Genomic DNA, 19,321 nt, shown 5'->3' with positions numbered 1-19,321 from the left:
ATCCTGGCCCCCTCGCTCGGGGGAAACCACCGGACATCGACCGGACAGCGCCGGTACGGGCGGACGGCCGGGCTCAGTCCCGCCCGGAAACGGTCTCGGCACGCCGGACAAGTTCCCGGAACCGTTCGCCGAGTTGGTCGGAGTCCGGCGCTGGTTCCGAGCCTGCCACCCCCTCCCACCATTGCGCTGATGCCACGTCACCAAGGTCGGCGGCCACGGCTGCGGCCACGCACGCCAAGTGTGTCCGCGGCCGCTCGTCCTGCTGGGGGGAGAGTTCGGCGGCGGCCGCGAGCATCACGGCGGCGTCGTCCAGGCGTCCTTCGCTGCGGGCGGCCTGCGCGCACTCCGCGAGGACCGCTGGGACCGAGAAGTCACTGCCCAGCTTTCGCGCCGTGTCCGCCGCGGCCCGCCAGTGCCGCGCTGCCGCGGCCCGGTCGCCGCGCAACAGCGCACCGTCGCCGTAGCCGATCGGCACGTGCACGGCCGCCCACACACCGCGCTCCACATCAAGGCGCTTCTTCATCAGGACCTCTGCCCTGGCCAGCAGAGTCTGTGAACCGTCGAAGTCCTCCAGGCGCAGCGCCGCCGCCGACGCGAAGATCGCTGCTTCCGCGGCCAGCGAGGAGTCGTCGATCCGCTCGGCAAGGCGCATCGCCCGCTCTGCGGTGGTGAACAGATCCGCGGCCACGCGATGGGACCCGGCGCGCGCCACCAGCCAGCGGGCCCGCCCATGTTCGCTCAGGTCGTCCTCGTACAGGCGGTTGGTCCAGGCGAGGGCTTCGTGGGTGTGCCCGGTCATCCACAGCGGCAGCCACACCGACCACAGCAGCTCGGCGGCGGCGTCGTACTGGCCGGTGTCGACGAGGTGGTCGAAGCCGAGCCGCAGCACATGGCGGTCGGTCTCGACCCGCTCGACCGCCGTCATGTCGCCGCGGCCCCGGATCCGCGCACCGTGCTCGCGTCCCGCCCGCAGGGCCCATCGGGCCACGCCCCGACGGACGTGTTCCCGGTCGGCTGGTTCGAGGGTCTCGACGGCGTGCCGGCGGACCGGTTCCAGCAGCCGGTACCGCGTGACCGGCCCCGTGCCGTCGGCGCGAGCCACCAGGGAGTGCTCGATCAGCTCGGCGAGCGCCCCCACCGCATCCGCCGCGTCCGGCGCGGCGATCGCGTCGACGGTGTCGAGGGAGAAGCTGCCCGGCACCATGGCAAGCCGGGGGAGCAGGCGTTGGGCCGCGGGGCCGAGCATCTGGCAGCTCCACTCCACGGTGGCCGCCATGGTGCGTTGCCGCGCCGGCAGGTCCTGTGGGCCGGCCACGGGCAGTTCCGTGAGCGCGTCGATCCGCTCAAGCAGCGCCCGCGGCCCCAGTCGGGCCGCTGCGGCGGCCAGAAGTTCGATGGCCAGGGGCAGCCCGTCGGCCTGTCGGCACAGCTGCGCGACGGCACTGTCGTCTGCCCTCCCCATGGGCGGTGCCCCTGTGGCGGCCAGCCGCTCGCCGAAGAGCCTCTCCGCCGCCCTCGGACCGAGCGCGGCGATACGCACCTCACGTTCCCGGCGTACGCGCAGCGGGACCCGGCTCGTGGCCAGGATCACCGTGTCGGGGGAGGCCATGAGCAGCTCGGCCAGGTGGGGGCCGCAGGCCGTGACGCGCTCCAGGTTGTCGAGCACGAGCAGGGCCGACGTCCCGGCAAGATGCTCCGCGAGTCTGGTCACGGTGTCGGCGGCGCAGGCCGCCGCGTGGGCCACGGCCGCGAGGGCGTCGTCGGGTTCGGTGACGTCGGTGAGGTCGGCGAAGTAGACGGCGCCCGGGCGCTCGGCGGCCATCACATCAGCGGCTACGAGGGCGACGGTGGTCTTGCCCACCCCGCCCGGACCGGTGAGCGTCACCAGCCGGCCCGGCGTGGTGCCCAGGGCGGCGACGATCTCCGCGACCTCGTCGTCACGGCCGACCACCTCGACGCTCGGCGGCGACGGCATGCGGGGCGTCAGCTTGCGGGACGGCATTTCGAGCGCCGCGTCCCCGGCCCGGCCCAGGGTGGACAGCAGCGCCATGCGGTCGGCGTCGCGGAGCTGCAGCGCCGTGGCCAGCGCCCGCACGGTGTGCGGCTGGGGCTGGGTCCGTCGCCCGCGTTCCAGCGCGCTGACCGCGTCGACGGACACCCTGGCGGCGGCGGCCAACTCGTGCTGGGTCAGCGATCTGGCCTCCCGCAAATCCCGTAAGAGCGTCGCGAAGCTGATCGTCTTCCGTGCCGGTCCCGCTGAATCGTTCACGATGTCGATTATGCCCGCCAGGTCCGGACGGCTGTCCGGACGGTGTCCCGGCAGTGTCCGGTTGTCGGGCAGCACCTCCGTGTTCATGATCGACATGACAGGACGAACCACCGCTAGGAGATCCACGCCATGCTCCCCCAGGCTCTTCAGTCACTGCGCGACGCGATCAACTCCCACGTCCCGGAACGGATCGCCGGCTGTTTCACCGAGGACTACGTCGCCGAACGACCTCTGCGACCGGCCGAAGGATTCATCGGTTCCGGCGAGGTCGCCGCGAACTGGACGAAGATCCTGGCCGGGCTGCCCGACCTCCACGTCGAGATCCTGCGCCACGCCCAGAACGGCGACGAATTGTGGTCGGAGTGGGAGTATCGAGGCACCGCCCCGACCGGGGCGACGGTCCTGCTGCGCGGTCCGGTCATCCTCACCACCCGCGACGAACGGATCGCATGGGCCCGGTTCTACCCCGACCCGGTCACCATGGAGGGCCCGACCCACACCACCGTCTCCCAGGTACTGAACGCACCGGCCGAACGGATCTTCGCCGTCCTCCGCGACCCCCGCCGCCACCCCGAACTCGACAGCACCGGCCGACTGCGGCACGCCGAAACCTCCCAGCCGCTCGCCGCTGTAGGCGACACCTTCATCATGGCCATGCACAGCGAGGAGCACGGCGACCACCGGATCGAGAACCGTGTCGTCGCCTTCACCGAGAACCGGATCATCGGCTGGGCCCCCGGACAGCCCGGACAGCGCCCGCCCGGGTACCGCTTCACCTGGAAGCTCACCCCGACCGACGACGGCCGCACCGAGGTGACCCAGACCTACGACTGGGCGGCGGTCACACACCCGGCACACCTGATGCGACTGCCGGTCGTAGCCGCCGACGAACTCGACGCATCGCTGACCCACCTGGCCGCGGCGCTGGCCTAACCGTTTTCTCCACAAGATTGGTGACAGCGATCACTGAGCTCTTTCAGCGTGACCACTGATCGGGTGACGGGCTGGTGTCCCGCAACGCACGAGGCTCCCGTGCCGTTGGAGGAGGTGTTCTACGTCTCAACCCGCCGGCGCGGGAGCCTCGTCGGTTGTCCATCGAGCCGTACTCGATCTGCCTCACGCCCTGGTCGAGTGGGTCACCATGCTCATCGTCACCCGCGAGGGTGACCGCCGCTGCAAGCTCCCGCCGCACCAGCGTGCCTTGGGCGGCCTGGTGTACCTGCGCCGACACGACACCCTGGCTCGGATCGCGGCCGGCTTCGGGATCTCGGTCGGCACCGCTCACGCCTACGTCACCGCCGTCATCAACCACCTGTCCAAGCGGGCGCCCCGGCCTGCTGCGGGTGCTGCGGGAGACCGATCCCGAACACGTCCTCCTCGACGGCGCGCTCGCCGAGTGCGACCGGGTCGGCGACAGCTGGGCCGACTACTCTTACAAACACCGCCGTCACGGCGTGAACGTGCAGGTCGTGACCGATCCCGCGGGCAGGCTGCTGTGGATCTCACCCGCGCTGCCCGGCCGCACCCCCGACCTCACCGCAGCCCGCACCCCCGAGATCATCCGAATCTGCGAACGCCAGGGCGTCCCTGTCCTCGCCGACCGCGCCCACACCGGAGCCGGCCCCTGGGTGACCACACCAATCCGACCCCCGCCCCGCCAGGAACTCATACCGACCCAGCGCACGACGAACCGGGCACTGTCAGCGGCACGAGCACCGGTCGAACGGGGCGTCGCAAGACCGAAGCGCTCAGTCAGAAGCCGTATCCCAACCGAACATGATCGCTTGATTTCTGCTGGTCAGACATGGTGCAGCTTCGAATGAGGGAGGGATCCGGCGTCTTGTTTCCGTTCCATGAGCAAGGGGTGCGCGATGGCGTCGGTTCTGGGAAGCCTGGAGGAGCGGGAGACAGCGGCCCGTGTGCGGGTGGAAGGGCTTCGGGAGGAAGTCGCCCGGTTGGCTGCGGTGTTGGAGGCCGCTGAGATCGAGCTGGACCGGCGGGTGATCACGCGGGAGGAACTGGTCGAGGCCTTGGCCGTGTCCGCCGCCGAGACGACTGCCGTCACCGAGGCGGAGCAGGAAATCGTGCCCTTGCCCTCGCCCTCGCCTGCGCCGGTGCCGGGCTCGATCGTGCCGCCTTGGCGCGAAGGCTTGCCGGTGACGGTGCTGGCGCCGGACTACCAGCGGATCCTGGGCGTGCTCGATGAGCGGCAGCCGGCGGGCCAGGGACCGCTCAAGGCCAGAGAGATCGCGGTGGGGCTGGGCCTTCAGACGACGTCGGCGAAGGTCGAGGGGGTGCGTTCGAAGGCCGGGCGCCTGGCGGAGCGCGGGTGGCTCGTGCAGGAGGCGTCGGGGGCCTTCACTGTCGGTCGGCGGCCTGTGGCCGTGCCAGGTGACGGCTCATCCGCGTGACCATCGACCACCGGATCATCGCCTCGCTGCTGGCCGGCAACGTCTCGTAGTCCCGGCCCAGGCGGCGCGAATGCACCAGCCACGCGAACGTGCGCTCTGCCACCCAGCGCCTGGGCAGCACCACAAATCCCGTCATGTCGTCGGTGCGCTTGACGATCTCCAAGGTCAGGGCGAGTTTGTCCCGGCACCAGTCGACGAGGCCGCCGGTGTAGCCGCCATCGGCCCGGACCAGGGTGATGCCGCGGTGCAGGCGGCGCAGCCTCCCGAGCAGGCCCGTCGCAGCATCCCGGTCGCCGATGTTCGCGGCAGTCACCGCGGCGACCAGGAGCAGGCCGAGGGTGTCGGTCACGATGTGCCGTTTGCGGCCGCCCACCTTCTTCCCGCCGTCGCAGCCGCGTGAGACGGACGGCACCAAGGCCGCGGCCTTCACCGACTGCGCATCGATGATCCCGGCCGTGGGCTCGGCCTCGCGGCCCTCCCGCTCATGCACCCGTCCGCGCAGCCGGTCAGGGAATTCGGTGATCAGCCCGTGCTCGCGCCAGCGGCGGAAGAAGGCGTAGACCCGGCCCCAGGCGGGGAAGTCCGCGGGCATCGCCCGCCAGGAGATCCCGCCCGCGACCAGGCAGCGGATCGCGTCCAGCATCTGTCGGTGGCAGTAGCCCTCGGGCTGCCCACCCCGGCCCTCCAGCCAGGCCGGCACCAAGCCCCAGCAGAGCCCGGATCTCCTCAGTGACCGTGAACCTCCCGTGACTGCTGGCCCGCTCCCCCGGCGCCACACCCGCGCCATCATCGCGTTCCGCCGCAGCCAGCCACCGCCACACCGCACGCTCCCGCACTCCCAGCACATCCGCCGCCGACCTCACATGCGCCGTGGTAAGCCTGCCCTCCCGACGCAACCCCACAAGCCGACGCACTGCAGGCCCCCGCAACGCCCGAACCGACTCCGGCGGCAAAACGCCCGACCCCGCACCCGACCCCGGCGACGGCTGAGTTCCTTGACCGTCCGCCTCGCCGGTCAGCCCGTCTGACCGGCGAGGCGGGAGTGCGTGGCCGAGGCGGGACCCGCCCGGCTCGGCCATCGGCATTCGGCCAGCGACACAGGGAGGTCCGGAAGTGGGGGTCAACTGTCGGACGCGGCAGGGGAGTCGCTTTCCTCACCGTCCGCCGCCGCGGTGGCGAGCCTCGTGAGCCACTCGCCCAGCAGGGTGTACTCCCCCGCGGTGAAGGGGCGCTCCCCGTCGTCGAGCAGGGCCTTGAGGGCGACGGCGTGCCGGGCGCAGCGCGCGGCACACGTGCCCTCGGGCGGGGTGTCGTCCAGGTCCGTGACGAGTGCCGCGAACACGGCCTCGCGGGTGCGTTCCGACAGGCCCTCGTGGTCGGCGAGGCGGCCGGCGGCGTCGGCCTTGATGAGCGTGAGCGTGACGCCGACGCCCGCCGCGTGGATCATCGTCGCCGCCTCTTCGACGCCGACGCGCAGCCGTCCGGCCTCGGCGACCCGGGTGACGAGCTGCCGGAGCAGGCTGCCGGCCTCACCGTTCGCCGCGTCCCCGGCGCCGGGACGCGCGTCGGTGTTGAGCAGCCGGTAGACAGCCGGGTTGGCGAGCCCGAAGGCCACGTGCAGGGACCAGCCGCGCCGCAGTTGCTCGACGGGGTCACCGGTGATGAGGTTCTCCCGCTTGGCGGCCAGGTAGGAGGCGTAGCCCTGGCGGGCCACCGCGTCCAGCAGCCCCTGCATGTCTCCGAAATGCCGGTAGATCGTCTGTGCCTGCACGCTCGCGGCGGCGCTGACCGAGCGGGTGGAGACCGCCTCGCGTCCGCCACGCGCGAGCAGGTCCGCCGCTGCCCGGAGGATGCGCTCGCGTGGCTGGTGGGGATCGGGGAGCGTCATCGTCACGGATCGATGATAACGCTTGACCGACATCACTGCTGTGTTATCGTCGATACAGTTAACTCGTAAGCAGTGATTCTCTGCGGGAACACCCGCTGGTCAGCGCCAAGTTGGGCTTCCCCGCGGACCCTGGACGGCGCCTTCCCGTGCCCGGCCCGGGTCCCCCGACGCGCCACCGCATCCCCTTCTCCCGCCCGTCACCCTTCCGCTAGGAGACCCAGACGTATGTCCGACACTGACGAGCACGACCACTCAGCCGACGAACACAGCCGCCGCAGCGTGCTCAAGGCCGGCGCGGTAGGCGCGGTCGCCGTGGCCGCGTCGGGCGGCATCACCACGGTCGCCGCCGGCGCGGGGACCGCGCTGCCCTCCCCCGCCTCGACGGCCGACGTGACCCTCCGTGTCAACGGCGTGGAGCGCCACGTCACGGTCGAGTCCCGGGTCACCCTGCTGGACGCGCTGCGCGAGCGGGTCGGGCTGACCGGGACGAAGAAGGGCTGTGACCGCGGTGAGTGCGGCGCCTGCACCGTCCTCATCGACGGGCAGCGGGTCAAGTCGTGCATGACGCTCGCCGTCATGGAGGACGGACGGGAGATCACCACGATCGAGGGCCTGGCCCGAGGGGACGAACTGCACCCGGTGCAGGAGGCGTTCATCCGGCGCGACGCCTTCCAGTGCGGGTTCTGCACCTCCGGGCAGATCATGTCAGCCGTCGCCTGCATCCGGGAGGGCCACGCCGGATCGGACACCGAAGTCCGCGAGTGGATGAGCGGCAACCTGTGCCGCTGCGGCTGTTACCCGAACATCGTCGACGCCGTACGGGACGCCGCGAAGGGACAAGTGAAGTGAAGCTCTTCGAGTACGCGCGTGCGTCGCGCCCCGCCGACGCCGTCGGCCTGGTCGCGGGCCATCCCGGTGGCGCGTTCATCGGGGGCGGGACCGAACTGACGAACCTGATGAAGGACGGCGTCCTCACCCCGGACCTCGTCGTCGACGTGAGCGGTCTCGACCTGTCGGGCATCGGCGTCGGCCAGGGCCGACTGCGGATCGGTGCCACGGCCCGCATGGGGGACGTAGCCGAGCACCCGGTGGTCCGGGAGCGCTTCCCCGTACTCTCCGAAGCCCTGCTCGCCTCCGCGTCCCCGCAGATCCGCAACAGGGCCACCATCGGCGGCAATCTGATGCAGCGCACCCGCTGCTGGTACTTCCGCGACGTCGGCAGCGCCTGCAACAAGCGCGAACCCGGCAGCGGCTGCCCCGCGATCACCGGGCAGAACCGCTGGCACGCCATCCACGGCGGCAGCGAGCACTGCATCGCCGTCCATCCATCCGACCTGGCCGTGGCCCTGACCGCCCTGGACGCCACCGTCCTCACCCTCGGCCCGGACGGCCGCCGCTCCCTCCCGCTCCAGGACTTCTACCGCTTGCCCGGCTCCACCCCGCACCGGGAGACCGCGCTGCGGCACGGCGAACTCATCACCGGCGTCGAGATACCGCAGAGCCGCCTGGCGGCCGACTCCCGCTACCTCAAGCTGCGCGACCGGGCCACCTTCGAGTTCGCCGTGGTCTCCGTGGCCGCCGCCCTCACCCGGGAGCGGGGGACGGTTCGTGACGTCCGGCTCGCCTTCGGCGGCATCGCCACCAGGCCGTGGCGTTCACCCGAGGTCGAGGACGCCCTGCGCGGGCGCCCCCTGAACCAGGCCACCATCGCGGCGGCCAGGCGGGCCCTGGTCGAGGGCGCTCAGCCTCGCGAGCACAACGCGTTCAAGGTCGAGCTGGTGCAGCGTGCCCTGGCCGACGTTCTCGAAGATCTCGGAGGACGGTAATGAGCCCGATCGTCGGCAGCCCTCTCGCCCGGGTCGACGGGCGCGCCAAGGTGACCGGTGCGGCCACCTACACCGCGGACATCGAAGTCCGCGGGGCCCTGCACGGCTTCCTCGTGCTGAGCACGGTCGCCAACGCCCGCATCATTGGCATCAACGTGCGGAACGCCGAGCGCTCACCCGGTGTGGTCGCCGTCTACACCCACGAGAACATGCCCCGGCTAGCCGTGCCCACGGAGCAGGGAACGGTGTACTGGAAGCGGGTCATCCCCCTCCAGAACGCGGACATCCACCACAGCGGCCAGCCGGTGGCCTACGTCGTGGCCCAGACTCCCGAGCAGGCCCGACACGCCGCGTCACTCGTCGATGTCTCCTACGACACCAGCACGCCTCAGGCCGACCTGGCCGCGGCCATGGACGAGGCCTTCGTGCCCACGTCGGGTCTGAAAGGCCCCAATGACGTCACCCGCGGCGACCCCGTGTCGGGCCTGGCGCAGGCGGACGTACGCATCGACGTCAGCTATACGACGCCCATGCACCACCACAACGCCCTCGAACCCTCCGCCACGACCGCCGTATGGGACGGCGAGAAGCTGACGATCTACGAAACGGCGCAGGGCATCAACGCCACCAAGGCCACCGTGGCCGCGGCGCTGGGAGTGCCTCCCGCCAACGTGCGGGTGCTGTCCCGGTTCCTGGGCGGAGGCTTCGGCGCCAAGGGCCCGGTGTGGCCGCACACCCTGATCACCGCCGCCATCGCCCGCGAGCTGCGGCGCCCGGTCAAACTGGTGCTCTCCCGCGCCCACGCCTACACGTCCAACGGCCACCGCCCGGAGACCCACCAGCGGCTGCGGATCGGAGCGAAGCGGGACGGCACGCTCACCGCCATCGAGCACGTCACCACCTCCCAGGTCGGTCGTACCGAGGATTTGCTGTTCAACACCAGCGAGCCCACCCGCATGTTGTACACCTGCCCCCATGTGCGGGTGACACAGCAGGCGGTGGCGCTGCACCTGCCCGCGCCGAGCATGATGCGGTCACCGGAGGCCGTCGCCTCCCACGGCCTGGAAACGGCACTCGACGAGCTGAGCTACGAACTGGGCATGGACCCCATCGAACTACGGCTGCGCAATTACGCCGCGGACAACCCCGAGGAGGACGGCGCCCCGTTCGGCAGCAAACACCTGGAGGAGTGCTACCGCCGTGGTGCTGACGCCTTCGGCTGGCACCGGCGCGATCCGCGCCCGCGGTCGATGCGCGACGGGGACACCCTGATCGGCTGGGGCATGGCGACCGCCGGGCACACGGCCGGCGGACGGCCGGGGGCCGGGGCCCGCGTCATGATCTCCGCCGACGGGCAAGCGGTGGTCCAGGTCGCCACCCACGACATCGGAACCGGCACGTACACCGTCATGTCCCAAGTGGCCGCGGAGAGCCTCGGCCTGGACGTCGACGACGTGGACTTCCAACTCGGGGACACCGCTTACCCGTTCGCGTTCGTCTCCGCCGCTTCCGCCACCGTTCCCGGGGTCGGCGCCGCCGTCAACCGGGCCTGCACCACGGCCCGCCGGGCACTGATCGACATCGCCGTCGCGGACACCCGCTCCCCCCTGCGCGGCGTCCCGGCCGACCGGATCACCGTCGAGGACGGAGTCCTCTACGACACCGACCGGCGCACACGCCGCGACACCGTCCGCGCGGTCGTGACCCGGCATGGCGAACCCGTCGAGGCCACCGCCAACCCCGTCTTCATCCCGCCCGGTTACTCCACCGGCGCCTGCTTCGCGGAAGTACGGGTCAACCCCCGGCTCGGACAGGTCCGCGTCACCCGCATGTACGGGTACTTCGACGCCGGCCGGGTGCTGAACCGCAGGACCCTGCGCAGCCAGGGCATCGGCGGCGCTGTCTGGGCCGTCGGTTTCACCCTGTCCGAGCACACCCTGGTCGACCAGCACCTGGGGCGAATCGTCAACCCGAACCTGTCGGGCTACCTGGTGCCGGTCAACGCCGATATCGACGAGATCCGCATGGGCTTCGTGGACAAGCCCGACCTGGCTAACCTCGACGCCCTCGGCGCACGCGGGTTCGGGGAGACACCGATGACCGGGATGACCGCCGCCATCGGCAACGCCGTCTACCACGCCACTGGCCGCCGCATCCGCGACCTGCCCATCACCCAGGACAAGCTCATCGAAGAGGAGGGTGGAGCCCGATGAACGACATGAGGAGCCCGGTCAACGACATGTGGGAGCGGCTCCACCGCTTGTGGGCGGCGGGCACACCGTGCGGCCTCGCCACCGTTGTCTCGGCGTACGGCTCGGCCCCGCGCCAACCCGGAGCCCTCATGATCTGCGCCTCGGACGGCACCGTCACCGGCAGTGTGTCGGGCGGCTGCGTGGAAGGCGCCGTGTACGACCTGGCGCAGCAGGCCATACGGGACGGCGTACCGGTCCTCGAACGCTACGCGGTGAGCGACAACGACGCCGGGGCGATCGGCTTGACCTGCGGCGGAACCATCGAGGTGCTCGTCGAACGGGTCGACCGGCAGTCCTTCCCCGAATTGGGCCTTGTCATGGAGCGCCTGCGGGCGGGGGACGCCGTAGCCGTGGCCACGGTCGTGGAGCCGCACGGGTCCGTACCTGCAGGAACCCACCTGGTGTACTGCTCCAACGGCACCACCGGATCCACCGGTGACGCCATCCTCGACGCCGAAGTAGCGGAAACGGCCCGACACCTGCTCACGCAGAGGCGCTCCCACACGTTGCGCGCCGGGACCGCCCCACGGGTGTTCGTCAACTGCCTGGCTCCCCCGCCCCGCATGATGGTCTACGGTGCCACCGAGTTCGCCTCGGCCCTCACCCGCCAGGGCGCGCTGCTCGGTTACCGGGTGACGGTGTGCGACGCGCGGCCCGTGTTCATCACCCCCGAGCGCTTCCCGGACGCCGATGAGGTCGTGGTGGACTGGCCCCACCGGCACCTGGCCGCCGAGGCGGCGGCGGGGCGGCCCGGCCCCGGCACCGTGGTCGTCTCCCTCACCCACGACCCCAAGTTCGACGTGCCCTTGCTGCAGGCCGCGTTGCAGATGGACCTCGCGTACGTCGGCGCCCTGGGCTCCCGCCGGACCGCCGGGCAACGCAAGGCGTCGCTACGGGCCGCAGGCGTACGGGACGATCAACTGGCCCGGCTCTGCTCTCCCGCCGGTCTCGACCTGGGCGGCGCCGAGCCAGCGGAGACGGCGCTGTCGATCGCCGCCGAGATCCTCCTCCACCTCCATGTCAGCACAGGCGCCCGGCTCTCGGAGACCGAGGGAGCCATCCACCGGCTGGCTCCGGCGCCGGTGGTGTCCCAGGTGGCGGCGGGCTGAGCCGACTGACGGCCTCTCGCGTCAGTCGACGAGCCAGCCCGCCACCCCGTTGACCAACTCGAGCAGGGCGTTGACGCCTTGAGACAGGGCCGCCGCCCTGCGGCGACGGGACGGCCCACCTGAGTCGAGGAAGAACTGAGGGAACCCCCGGGTCGTACTCCCTGTCGCCGTATGCGTAGTGACCGGCCCGACCTGGGGGGCGTTGGTGGCGTCGTAGTCGAGCGGTACGACCGTGGTCCAACTGTCGCTCACGGGGCGAGGCGGATTCATCCCCGGGGAGTACGCCGGGCGGGCCCGCGAGGTGCAGTAGGGCACCGCCCCCAACGTGTAACGCAGGTCACTGCAGCGCCGTCCGTGCCGAGGACAGGAAGGAATGTGGAGCTTTACATGCGCACCGGTCATGCCGTCGCCGGACGGGAGGGGGCTGGTGTCCGTCTCATGCCGCTGGCGGTTGCGCATGTCCTCGTCCCACAGCGACAGTGCGCGGCGCCAGCGCTCAGTCCGGCAGGGCCGTCCAGGAGCCACAGGGCGGTGACGAAGTTCTCCAAGGCGCCGCGCAGCAGCGTCCAGGGGCTGGTCGCATCGACCTCCCCGGCCGCCGTCAGACGGCGCAGTGCGTCGGCATGAGCCAGGCCGGCGGTGTAGGAGGCGCGGATCAAGTGCGCGGCCGCGTACGGGCCCAGGGGAGCGTCGTCGGCGGCCAGGCTGCTGGCCGGATCGGGGTCGGGCAGCTGCCGGTAGGCGCCATCGGCGCGGGCCTGCTCGATCGCGTGGAAGAGAGGCAGGAGGTAGGCGCCGGAGAAGGCCTGCGTGCTCATGACCGCCCACGGTAGGCCGTAACTGCTCTGCTCGGCAGCCGCTTTGGGACCGCTCTGGTCGGGGCGGGCAACGCTGGTGGCGGGTGAGCTTGGTCAGTGCTCCTTGCCGGCCCGGCGGGTTCCGTCCGGGCGCCACCATCATGAGCTGTCGCCAGCACCCAGCTCTGACCAGGTATTCCTTTGGCACTGGTGTGCTTGACGAGACTTTCGACCAGGTTGCCCGCTTACGAGCGGGGTGTGCCCCGCCGCTTCATAGCCGGAAGTCTTCTCATGCCTCGCCTGCTCCGCTGAGAGCCGCTCACCACCACAGATCCGCATCCCTCGAAGGCCCCGTTGCCGTCTCGGCTACGGGGCCTTCGCCATGCCCGCACACCCTTGAAGGAGATGCGCCGTGACCCATGCCCGGTTCACCGACCCGGAGTTCAACGACCCGGAGCTGCAGGCCGTCTACGACTGCCTTGCCCCCGCCAGGACCGGCGCGCCGGCCGATACCGCTGAAGCCATCGCCGCCCGAGAAGGCCTCGACCCGGCGGCCGACCTCGCCGCGGTCCGCCGGCGCACCGCCCGCGCCGCCGCGGCCCGGCGGCGCACGGACCGGTCAGGCCGCCGCGGTGATGGACGTGCGCTGGAGTCCCACGCCTTCACCCTGTTCAGCCGCCAGGCCCGCACCTGCGCACCCCCGAGTTGCGGACCCGGGCCCGGGCCTGGGCCCGGGTGGGGCTGTGGCCCGAGGAGATGCGGGCGTGGATCGCTGCCCTCGGCGTGGACGGTGCCGCCCTCGCCCGGGACTGCCGCACGGCGGGTATCGCCCTGTCCGCTATGGGCGTCGTCCTGGACGGCATGCGCGTCAAGCACCGTCTGCGGGGCGGGGAGGGCGCCTTCTCCGTCCTGGCCCGCGCCGCGGCCTGCGGACGTGCGCCGAACAACTGACCCACCAGCGGGCGCAGGGCCAGCGCGTCGGCCGCCGTGCCGGTCAGCCTGCCGTGCCGGAATGGCGCTGCATCCAACACCCTCGACATCCGGTGGCTCCTTGACCGGCAGGAGGAACCGCTCGGCAAGGAACCCGGGGTCCGGGACTACTCCGGCCTCGTGGCTGCCGTCGCCCGGCACCGGGTGAACACCCCGCAGCTGGAGATGGGCGAGCCCGACGCCTATTGGCGGGCGGCCGCCCTGCTGGAGCAATTGGTTCTGCTGCGCCCCTTGCCGGCCCGCAATGCCTACTTCGCTTACGGCGTGGCAGTGGCGTACATCCGGGCCTCCGGGGAGGAGATCGACGACTCCTTCGAGCCGTGGCGGGACCTGATCACCGACATTCGCGCGCTGCGGCTCACCGTCTACGACATCGCCGACCGTCTGCGCTCCTGGCGCAGCACCCGGTAAAGCCTCCGGCACCCGCGAGCGGGGACAGCCGCCGTCGCCCGAGATGCCCAGCCGAGACAGCGGCCACCGAACCGTCTACAGCACACGTACGGGGCCGGGGACGCACGTTCCCGGCTCGCTTCGGACCGCCCGGCGGAGAAGGCGCCGGGGTAGGCGCGGCATTCGCCGCGGCGGCGAGGTAGAACGCGGCGAGCTCCGGCCGGGCCATTGGTCAGCGGCTGCGCCTGGCGGGCTTTGCCGCCCGGGGTGTCGAAGACGACGGCTCACCGCCGGTTCCTGATCTGGTCGAGAGCGGTGTCTGGGGCCGACTGCACGAGGCCGTGCTGCGCCGACTCGACGACGCCGGGGGGCGACGTCACCCGCGTCGTCCTCGACACCGCCTACGTCCGCGCCAAAAAAGGGGCGAACACACAGGTCCGAGCCCCGTGGAGCGGGGCAAGCCCGGTGCCGAGATACGCGTCCTGTCGGACGCGAACGGCCTGCCCCTCCTCGTCGGCGTCTCCACCGGCAACGTCCACGACAGCGAAGGACTGAAGCCGATGTGGGGGTCACAAACGAGACACGACCCCCACCGCGGCCGCAACTTCAAACCCCAGCGCCTGCATGCCGACAACGCCTACGACCGGGCCGACCTGCGCAGATGGCTCCGCGGGAAGCGTATCGGCGTGTGCATCGCCCGCAAAGGCATCGAGTCGCGGTGTGCCCAGGCGTCGTGGTCGTCCCCAGGGCGCCGGTGAGGGTGGGCCCGCTCCGCGGTGCCGGGGAAGACGGGCGTGCAGATCGCGCCGAGCGGCTACCGCGCCGCCAGGACCGGAGCGCCGTCGGCACATGCGGGGAGAAAGGCAGTCGCCCCGGGATGTCGGTGATGTAGAGGACTCCTACTGACCTCTTCATTCGCCAAAGTCGAAGAGACGGGCGCGCGGCCTGATGCGCGCTCACCCGACGTGACGGGAATTCCCTGTCACCTGCTCACTGTGGAGAACCAGCATGAAGATGCGCACACTCGGCCGAACCGGTATCCGTGTCAGTCCCTACTGCCTCGGCACCATGATGTTCGGTCCCGCCGGGAACCCGGATCCTGACGACTGCCGACGCATCGTGGACCGGGCCCTGGACGGCGGGATCAACTTCATCGACACGTCGGACGTCTATGGCGGTGGCGAGGCGGAGACGATCGTCGGGAAAGCGATCAGAGGCCGTCGGGACGAGGTCGTGCTGGCCACCAAGTTCACCGGTCCGATGGGCGAGGACCCGAACCGCCGGGGCGCGTCACGTCGATGGATCGTGACTGCCGTCGAGGAGTCCCTGCGCCGACTCGACGTGGATCACATCGATCTCTACCAGATCCACCACTTCGACCCCGAGACAGACCTGGACGAGACCCTCTCCGCCCTCACCGATCTGGTCACCAGCGGAAAGGTGCGGGCGATCGGCTCATCTAATTTCCCCGCATCGACGATCGTCGAATCGCAGTGGATCTCCGAACGCCGCGGGTTCGCACGACTGCGAACCGAGCAGCCCACATACTCGATCCTCGCCCGTGGCATCGAGCGCGAGGTGCTGCCGGTGTGCGGCGAGTACGGCATGGGAGTGCTGACATGGAGCCCGCTGTCATGGGGTCTTCTCACCGGCAGGTACCGCCGGGATCAGCAGACCCCCGTGACGGCGGGCCGTATGGCGTATGGACCCCGTCATATGACCGACCCGCACAAATTCGACGCGATCGAGGAACTGGTCCCGCTGGCGGAATCGGCCGGTTTGCCGATGACGCACCTGGCGATGGCGTTCGTTGTCGCTCACCCGCAGGTCACGTCCGCGATCATCGGACCCCGAACGCTCGAGCAGCTCGAAGACCTGCTCGACGCAGCGGAGACACGCCTCGATGACGATGTCCTCGACTGCATCGACCGGATCGCCCCTCCCGGCACCGATATCGGAGTGATGGACGTCGGCCATCGGCCGCCTGCGATCGAAGACGCCGGCCTGCGGCGTCGCCCGGCGGCCGACCGTAGTGCCGCTTAGTCGGGGAGGTCCGGAAACCCTAGGAACAAACCTGAAAAGTTCCCACTCTACCCTGCCGCTCCGGAAGCCCGGCCAGCCAACGTCAGGCCTCCGGGGTGCCTTCCAGACGCGTGAGGGACTTCGTGATGCGGCTTCTTCGACTGGTCCCGCTCGGAGCCGTGATCACCTGATGGATGACGGCGTAGCGCTGCGCGCGGGTCAGCGCGGCGAAACGGGCCGCCGCCGTGGGCGACGCGGCGAGCGCCTGGGCGAGGTCGGCGGGTACTTCGGCCCCGGCCTGTCCGGCATAGGCCCGGTCCCAGCGCCCGTCCGCTTTGGCCCGTTCGATCTCCGCGAAACCCCGTGGCCGCATGCGGCCCTGCTCGATCAGCGTCGCGACGATGGTGACGTTTCGCCGAGACCAGATCGACCCGGTTCGACGCGGGGTGAAGTGCTGTTGGAACGTGCGTGCGTCGACGGCGTTGCGGCGGCCGTCGATCCAGCCGCTGCAGAGAGCCTCTTCGAGGGCCTCGGCGTAGGCCAGGGAGGTCGGTTCCGTGATGCCTTTCTTCGCAAGAATCAGCTTCACCCCGGCAGATGAACTCTCATGAGCATCGAGCCAGGTCCGCCAGGCTCGCGCGTCGGCCACCATCAACCGGCCTGTCCGCTCCTCTTCCGCCATGTCTGTCATGTTCGTCATGAGGTGAGCCTCGCACGCGAAGCGGTCGCCTCCTGTCCTGTACTCTCTCGGCGCTTTCCCGTACTTCCCTCCACTTCCCTATACCTTCAGCGCGCACGGGATCTTCCCGCTCGACGGTCAATCTTCCGGCGACGACGCAGAGACGGAGTCCTGGAGTCGCCCGGCGAGCTTCGCCGCGGCCTCGGCCAAGGCGTCCGGGCCCACCACGGTGAAGGGAGCGTCGTACCGGACCACGGATGCGAGCAGACCGGTCCAGGACCACGACCCGATCGTGACTCGACAGGACCGCTCCGTGAGCTCTTCGACCTCCCCGTCACCGATCCAGGGCGTGATGTCACGCGCGGGAAGCTCGATGACGACATCGCCCACGCAAGGCCAGCGATCCTCGCTCTGCGATCCTTTGGACCGGGCGGCGAGAAAGGAGCGCGCATCGGCCGCGGGAAGCGAGCGGGGCGTGAACGCCGGCCCCGTCGGGGTGCGTGGTGCCATACGGTCCATGCGGAAGACGCGCCAGTCGTGGCGGTCCAGATCCCACGCGATCAGATACCAGAGGCTGTGCCGGGCGACGACCGCGTGCGGCTGAACGCTCCGTGCAGGGCCGTTGCTCCCGCCGTAGTCGAATCGGAGCGTGTGCCGTTCCCGGACGGCGACACTGACACTCTCCAGCACGGACGGATCAACACGGGAAGAGGTGTCGGTTCCGGTGAAGTGGATGCCGTCGATGTGGTGACGGAGCCTCGACGGCATTACCTGGCGGACGGTGGCCAACGCGCGGGCTGCCGCCTCGTCGATGTCGACCCCGGTGGAGGGCGCACTATGGAGCGCGACTGCAATCGCGACTGCCTGTTCGTCGTCGAACAGCAGCGGTGGCAGTTCCGAACCGGCCTCGAGCCGATACCCACCGTCGGGTCCCTTCATCGACCCGATCCGGTAGCCGAGTTCCCGCAAGCGGTCCACGTCACGGCGGACCGTGCGCGGGCTCACCCCCAGGCGCTCCGCAAGGACCTGCCCCGGCCAGTCCCGTCGCGTCTGCAGGAGGGACAGCAGAGCGAGCATCCGCGAAGTACTTCCGACCATGAATCCAGTGTGCTTCGCGTAGAGGACCGTCATTGACCTCTTCTTTCGTGATGCTCATCCCTGACAGCGGCCCGCCGGTCGCATCCATCGAGGAGAAGAGCAGATCATGACTGTCAGCACGACCACCCACCTGAATTTCCGCGGTACCGCTCGCCAGGCGCTTGACTTCTACGCGACCGTGTTTGGCGGCCGGACCGTCATTGCCACCTACGGCGACCTCGGCATGCCGAAAGAGGTTCCCGGCGCTGACAAGGTCGTGTACGGGCAGGTCGAGAACGAGGACGGGTTCCGTGTCATGGCCTACGACATCCCCGGTCAGGACGACACCGACATCACGGTGACGGCCGGCTACACGCGCCGGGAGAACGGTGCCACGATCACCGACCGGACATTCTTCCAGTCCGTTCGCGCCGACACCCTTGAGGAGATCACCGGCTACTGGAGCGTCCTCATCGAGGGCGGCACCATCATCGAGCCCCTCGCCGCGTCGGCATGGTCTCCCGGTTTCGGCATGCTCACCGACCGGTTCGGCGTCACCTGGATCCTTGACGTCCAGACCCACCACGCCGACTGACTCCCCCGGCACTGGTGCAGGGCCTCACGGCACCGTGAGGCCCTGCACGGTGCCGCCCCTCCTGACTGCACCAACATCATCACCAAGCCGGAAAGCACTCCCGGCCAAGGCCGTCTGACGACGTGTGACACGCGTCCGGCGAACGCCGCTCGCCGACGGAGGCGATCGGGCCCCTGACGCAGTGCGGTTCACCACAGGAGTGACCAGCGATGGAACCGGCATGCATCATGAACCTGTACAGGGCACCTTCAAGGGGCGTTGCAGACGCCGGCCGGCACCCTCAAGCCGCTGGGCGCGAGGGTCGATGCACCGACCGCCGACTTCCGGTACCTGCAGGACGGCAAGGTCGAGCGGTTCGACTGCTACGTCGGGTACACGAAGATAGGTACTCGGACATGGGCGTGAACCTCGACAGGGCCGCGGCGGTCGAAGGCAAGTGACCTACCGCTGCCGCATCTCGTGGACCGCTATCGGAGCCGGCGCGAGGAGAGCCGCCACGGCTGGCAGCGGGACCTGGCCGGTCTCGCGTTCACCACCGCCATCGAGATATCCATCGACGCCTACCTGGTGGTCGTCGGCAGAGATCCGGACATCCAGCCGGTCACCCAGGCCACCGCGGCTCTGCACTGGCAGGATGAGAAGTGCCACGCGTCCATCAGCGAGCTCGCCACGTTGTCCGACTCGACCGGAAGCAGCAGGACCTCTTCATGCGGCAGATGGTGCACGCTGGCCGCGTCTTCCGCGAGCAGGACTTCTCGACCTGGCGCCGGATCTCCGACCTGGCCGGGATGCCGGACGGCCGAAAGCTGCTGGCGGAGTGCGCCGAGATTCCTGCGGCCCGCCACCTCGTCCGGGACAACACCGGCCTTCACCAGCTCTGGTCAGACCTCAACGACCGCGCGGGCTCCCGGTACGACGAACTCCTCGCCGACGAGCCCGAGCGAGTCGACGGTGCCGCGGTCGGGTGAGCCGCATCGTCCGTCAACGCCTTCCCCTTCGACGGATGGGCACCCACT

19 protein-coding genes and 3 pseudogenes are annotated in these 19,321 nt (G+C 70.3%); 15 read left to right on the top strand and 7 right to left on the bottom strand.

Annotated features, from left to right (window positions below):
- Positions 1-73 precede the first annotated feature (73 nt).
- A complete protein-coding gene (locus QFZ64_RS00350) occupies positions 74-2,356 on the bottom strand; it encodes a helix-turn-helix domain-containing protein (RefSeq protein WP_307061078.1) in 2,283 nt (760 codons plus the stop codon).
- Between the two features lie 42 nt (positions 2,357-2,398).
- On the opposite strand from QFZ64_RS00350, the gene QFZ64_RS00345 reads away from it, so the two are divergent.
- The 3 genes and pseudogenes from QFZ64_RS00345 (at position 2,399) to QFZ64_RS00335 (ending at position 4,680) form a co-directional block, all read left to right on the top strand.
- Complete coding sequence (locus QFZ64_RS00345) at positions 2,399-3,202, top strand: nuclear transport factor 2 family protein (RefSeq protein WP_307061076.1); 804 nt, start codon at positions 2,399-2,401, stop codon at positions 3,200-3,202.
- A 208-nt stretch (positions 3,203-3,410) separates the two neighbouring features.
- A pseudogene (locus QFZ64_RS00340) lies at positions 3,411-4,014 on the top strand (transposase family protein); the annotation flags it as partial.
- 126 nt (positions 4,015-4,140) lie between these two features.
- A complete protein-coding gene (locus QFZ64_RS00335; protein WP_307061072.1) occupies positions 4,141-4,680 on the top strand; it encodes a hypothetical protein in 540 nt (179 codons plus the stop codon).
- Here the strand turns inward: QFZ64_RS00335 and QFZ64_RS00330 are convergent.
- Together QFZ64_RS00330 and QFZ64_RS00325 are read right to left on the bottom strand one after the other, a co-directional pair.
- On the bottom strand, positions 4,628-5,467 hold the full coding sequence (locus QFZ64_RS00330; RefSeq protein WP_373430527.1) for an IS5 family transposase: 840 nt from the start codon (positions 5,465-5,467) through the stop codon (positions 4,628-4,630). The two genes, QFZ64_RS00335 and QFZ64_RS00330, sit on opposite strands and share 53 nt — an antisense overlap.
- Positions 5,468-5,800: 333 nt before the next feature.
- Complete coding sequence (locus QFZ64_RS00325) at positions 5,801-6,568, bottom strand: TetR/AcrR family transcriptional regulator (RefSeq protein ID WP_307061724.1); 768 nt, start codon at positions 6,566-6,568, stop codon at positions 5,801-5,803.
- A gap of 225 nt (positions 6,569-6,793) precedes the next feature.
- Between QFZ64_RS00325 and QFZ64_RS00320 the strand changes: the two genes are divergently transcribed.
- Genes QFZ64_RS00320 through QFZ64_RS00305 form a run of 4 tightly spaced genes read left to right on the top strand, consistent with a single transcriptional unit; the run spans position 6,794 to position 11,755 of the window.
- A complete protein-coding gene (locus QFZ64_RS00320; RefSeq protein ID WP_307061068.1) occupies positions 6,794-7,417 on the top strand; it encodes a (2Fe-2S)-binding protein in 624 nt (207 codons plus the stop codon).
- Entirely contained in the window at positions 7,414-8,394 is a 981-nt protein-coding gene (locus QFZ64_RS00315; protein ID WP_307061066.1) for a xanthine dehydrogenase family protein subunit M, read from the top strand. Before QFZ64_RS00320 ends, QFZ64_RS00315 begins: the two co-directional genes overlap by 4 nt.
- Positions 8,394-10,607: a xanthine dehydrogenase family protein molybdopterin-binding subunit gene (locus QFZ64_RS00310; protein ID WP_307061064.1), complete on the top strand. Its 2,214-nt coding sequence runs from the start codon at positions 8,394-8,396 to the stop codon at positions 10,605-10,607. Before QFZ64_RS00315 ends, QFZ64_RS00310 begins: the two co-directional genes overlap by 1 nt.
- Complete coding sequence (locus QFZ64_RS00305; protein WP_307061062.1) at positions 10,604-11,755, top strand: XdhC family protein; 1,152 nt, start codon at positions 10,604-10,606, stop codon at positions 11,753-11,755. Before QFZ64_RS00310 ends, QFZ64_RS00305 begins: the two co-directional genes overlap by 4 nt.
- 21 nt (positions 11,756-11,776) lie before the next feature.
- Here the strand turns inward: QFZ64_RS00305 and QFZ64_RS00300 are convergent, their stop codons facing one another.
- The gene (locus tag QFZ64_RS00300) at positions 11,777-12,007 is read right to left on the bottom strand and encodes a hypothetical protein (RefSeq protein WP_307061060.1); all 231 of its coding nucleotides are present in this window, start codon (positions 12,005-12,007) and stop codon (positions 11,777-11,779) included.
- 146 nt (positions 12,008-12,153) lie between these two features.
- Positions 12,154-12,573 carry a hypothetical protein gene (locus tag QFZ64_RS00295; RefSeq protein ID WP_307061058.1) on the bottom strand — a complete coding sequence of 140 codons (420 nt, stop codon included), beginning with the start codon at positions 12,571-12,573 and terminating at the stop codon, positions 12,154-12,156.
- Positions 12,574-13,308: 735 nt separating this feature from the next.
- On the opposite strand from QFZ64_RS00295, the gene QFZ64_RS00290 reads away from it, so the two are divergent.
- The 4 genes and pseudogenes from QFZ64_RS00290 (at position 13,309) to QFZ64_RS00275 (ending at position 15,975) form a co-directional block, all read left to right on the top strand.
- On the top strand, positions 13,309-13,503 hold the full coding sequence (locus QFZ64_RS00290) for a hypothetical protein (RefSeq protein ID WP_307061056.1): 195 nt from the start codon (positions 13,309-13,311) through the stop codon (positions 13,501-13,503).
- Positions 13,504-13,551: 48 nt separating this feature from the next.
- Positions 13,552-13,953, top strand: coding sequence for a toxin Doc (locus QFZ64_RS00285; RefSeq protein WP_307061723.1), 402 nt, complete (start codon positions 13,552-13,554; stop codon positions 13,951-13,953).
- A gap of 207 nt (positions 13,954-14,160) precedes the next feature.
- Positions 14,161-14,669, top strand: a pseudogene (locus tag QFZ64_RS00280) (transposase); the annotation flags it as partial.
- Positions 14,670-14,940: 271 nt separating this feature from the next.
- A complete protein-coding gene (locus QFZ64_RS00275) occupies positions 14,941-15,975 on the top strand; it encodes an aldo/keto reductase (RefSeq protein ID WP_307061054.1) in 1,035 nt (344 codons plus the stop codon).
- 82 nt (positions 15,976-16,057) lie between these two features.
- Here the strand turns inward: QFZ64_RS00275 and QFZ64_RS00270 are convergent, their stop codons facing one another.
- Together QFZ64_RS00270 and QFZ64_RS00265 are read right to left on the bottom strand one after the other, a co-directional pair.
- Positions 16,058-16,654 carry a YdeI family protein gene (locus QFZ64_RS00270; protein WP_307061052.1) on the bottom strand — a complete coding sequence of 199 codons (597 nt, stop codon included), beginning with the start codon at positions 16,652-16,654 and terminating at the stop codon, positions 16,058-16,060.
- A gap of 117 nt (positions 16,655-16,771) precedes the next feature.
- The gene (locus QFZ64_RS00265; protein WP_307061721.1) at positions 16,772-17,731 is read right to left on the bottom strand and encodes a YafY family protein; all 960 of its coding nucleotides are present in this window, start codon (positions 17,729-17,731) and stop codon (positions 16,772-16,774) included.
- Positions 17,732-17,837: 106 nt separating this feature from the next.
- On the opposite strand from QFZ64_RS00265, the gene QFZ64_RS00260 reads away from it, so the two are divergent.
- The 4 genes and pseudogenes from QFZ64_RS00260 (at position 17,838) to QFZ64_RS00250 (ending at position 19,273) form a co-directional block, all read left to right on the top strand.
- Entirely contained in the window at positions 17,838-18,305 is a 468-nt protein-coding gene (locus QFZ64_RS00260; protein ID WP_307061050.1) for a VOC family protein, read from the top strand.
- Positions 18,306-18,563: 258 nt separating this feature from the next.
- A complete protein-coding gene (locus tag QFZ64_RS00255) occupies positions 18,564-18,710 on the top strand; it encodes a hypothetical protein (RefSeq protein ID WP_307061048.1) in 147 nt (48 codons plus the stop codon).
- 42 nt (positions 18,711-18,752) lie between these two features.
- Positions 18,753-18,956 (top strand): annotated as a pseudogene (locus tag QFZ64_RS35200) (diiron oxygenase); the annotation flags it as partial.
- 56 nt (positions 18,957-19,012) lie between these two features.
- Complete coding sequence (locus tag QFZ64_RS00250; RefSeq protein WP_307061046.1) at positions 19,013-19,273, top strand: hypothetical protein; 261 nt, start codon at positions 19,013-19,015, stop codon at positions 19,271-19,273.
- Positions 19,274-19,321 lie beyond the last annotated feature (48 nt).

It is taken from the genome of Streptomyces sp. B3I8, assembly GCF_030816915.1.
Taxonomy (GTDB): Bacteria; Actinomycetota; Actinomycetes; order Streptomycetales; family Streptomycetaceae; genus Streptomyces.
The sequence above is the reverse complement of the archived record's forward strand: the minus strand, read 5'-3'. Positions and strand labels throughout refer to the sequence as shown.

What these genes read in the sequence shown, in the direction of transcription:
- QFZ64_RS00350 (WP_307061078.1), bottom strand. Translation starts at nt 2,356, where the DNA reads ATGAACACGGAGGTGCTGCCCGACAACCGGACACTGCCGGGACACCGT.
- QFZ64_RS00345 (WP_307061076.1), top strand. Translation starts at nt 2,399, where the DNA reads ATGCTCCCCCAGGCTCTTCAGTCACTGCGCGACGCGATCAACTCCCAC.
- QFZ64_RS00335 (WP_307061072.1), top strand. Translation starts at nt 4,141, where the DNA reads ATGGCGTCGGTTCTGGGAAGCCTGGAGGAGCGGGAGACAGCGGCCCGT.
- QFZ64_RS00330 (WP_373430527.1), bottom strand. Translation starts at nt 5,467, where the DNA reads ATGGCGCGGGTGTGGCGCCGGGGGAGCGGGCCAGCAGTCACGGGAGGT.
- QFZ64_RS00325 (WP_307061724.1), bottom strand. Translation starts at nt 6,568, where the DNA reads ATGACGCTCCCCGATCCCCACCAGCCACGCGAGCGCATCCTCCGGGCA.
- QFZ64_RS00320 (WP_307061068.1), top strand. Translation starts at nt 6,794, where the DNA reads ATGTCCGACACTGACGAGCACGACCACTCAGCCGACGAACACAGCCGC.
- QFZ64_RS00310 (WP_307061064.1), top strand. Translation starts at nt 8,394, where the DNA reads ATGAGCCCGATCGTCGGCAGCCCTCTCGCCCGGGTCGACGGGCGCGCC.
- QFZ64_RS00305 (WP_307061062.1), top strand. Translation starts at nt 10,604, where the DNA reads ATGAACGACATGAGGAGCCCGGTCAACGACATGTGGGAGCGGCTCCAC.
- QFZ64_RS00295 (WP_307061058.1), bottom strand. Translation starts at nt 12,573, where the DNA reads ATGAGCACGCAGGCCTTCTCCGGCGCCTACCTCCTGCCTCTCTTCCAC.
- QFZ64_RS00290 (WP_307061056.1), top strand. Translation starts at nt 13,309, where the DNA reads ATGCGGGCGTGGATCGCTGCCCTCGGCGTGGACGGTGCCGCCCTCGCC.
- QFZ64_RS00275 (WP_307061054.1), top strand. Translation starts at nt 14,941, where the DNA reads ATGAAGATGCGCACACTCGGCCGAACCGGTATCCGTGTCAGTCCCTAC.
- QFZ64_RS00270 (WP_307061052.1), bottom strand. Translation starts at nt 16,654, where the DNA reads ATGACGAACATGACAGACATGGCGGAAGAGGAGCGGACAGGCCGGTTG.
- QFZ64_RS00265 (WP_307061721.1), bottom strand. Translation starts at nt 17,731, where the DNA reads ATGGTCGGAAGTACTTCGCGGATGCTCGCTCTGCTGTCCCTCCTGCAG.
- QFZ64_RS00260 (WP_307061050.1), top strand. Translation starts at nt 17,838, where the DNA reads ATGACTGTCAGCACGACCACCCACCTGAATTTCCGCGGTACCGCTCGC.
- QFZ64_RS00250 (WP_307061046.1), top strand. Translation starts at nt 19,013, where the DNA reads ATGCGGCAGATGGTGCACGCTGGCCGCGTCTTCCGCGAGCAGGACTTC.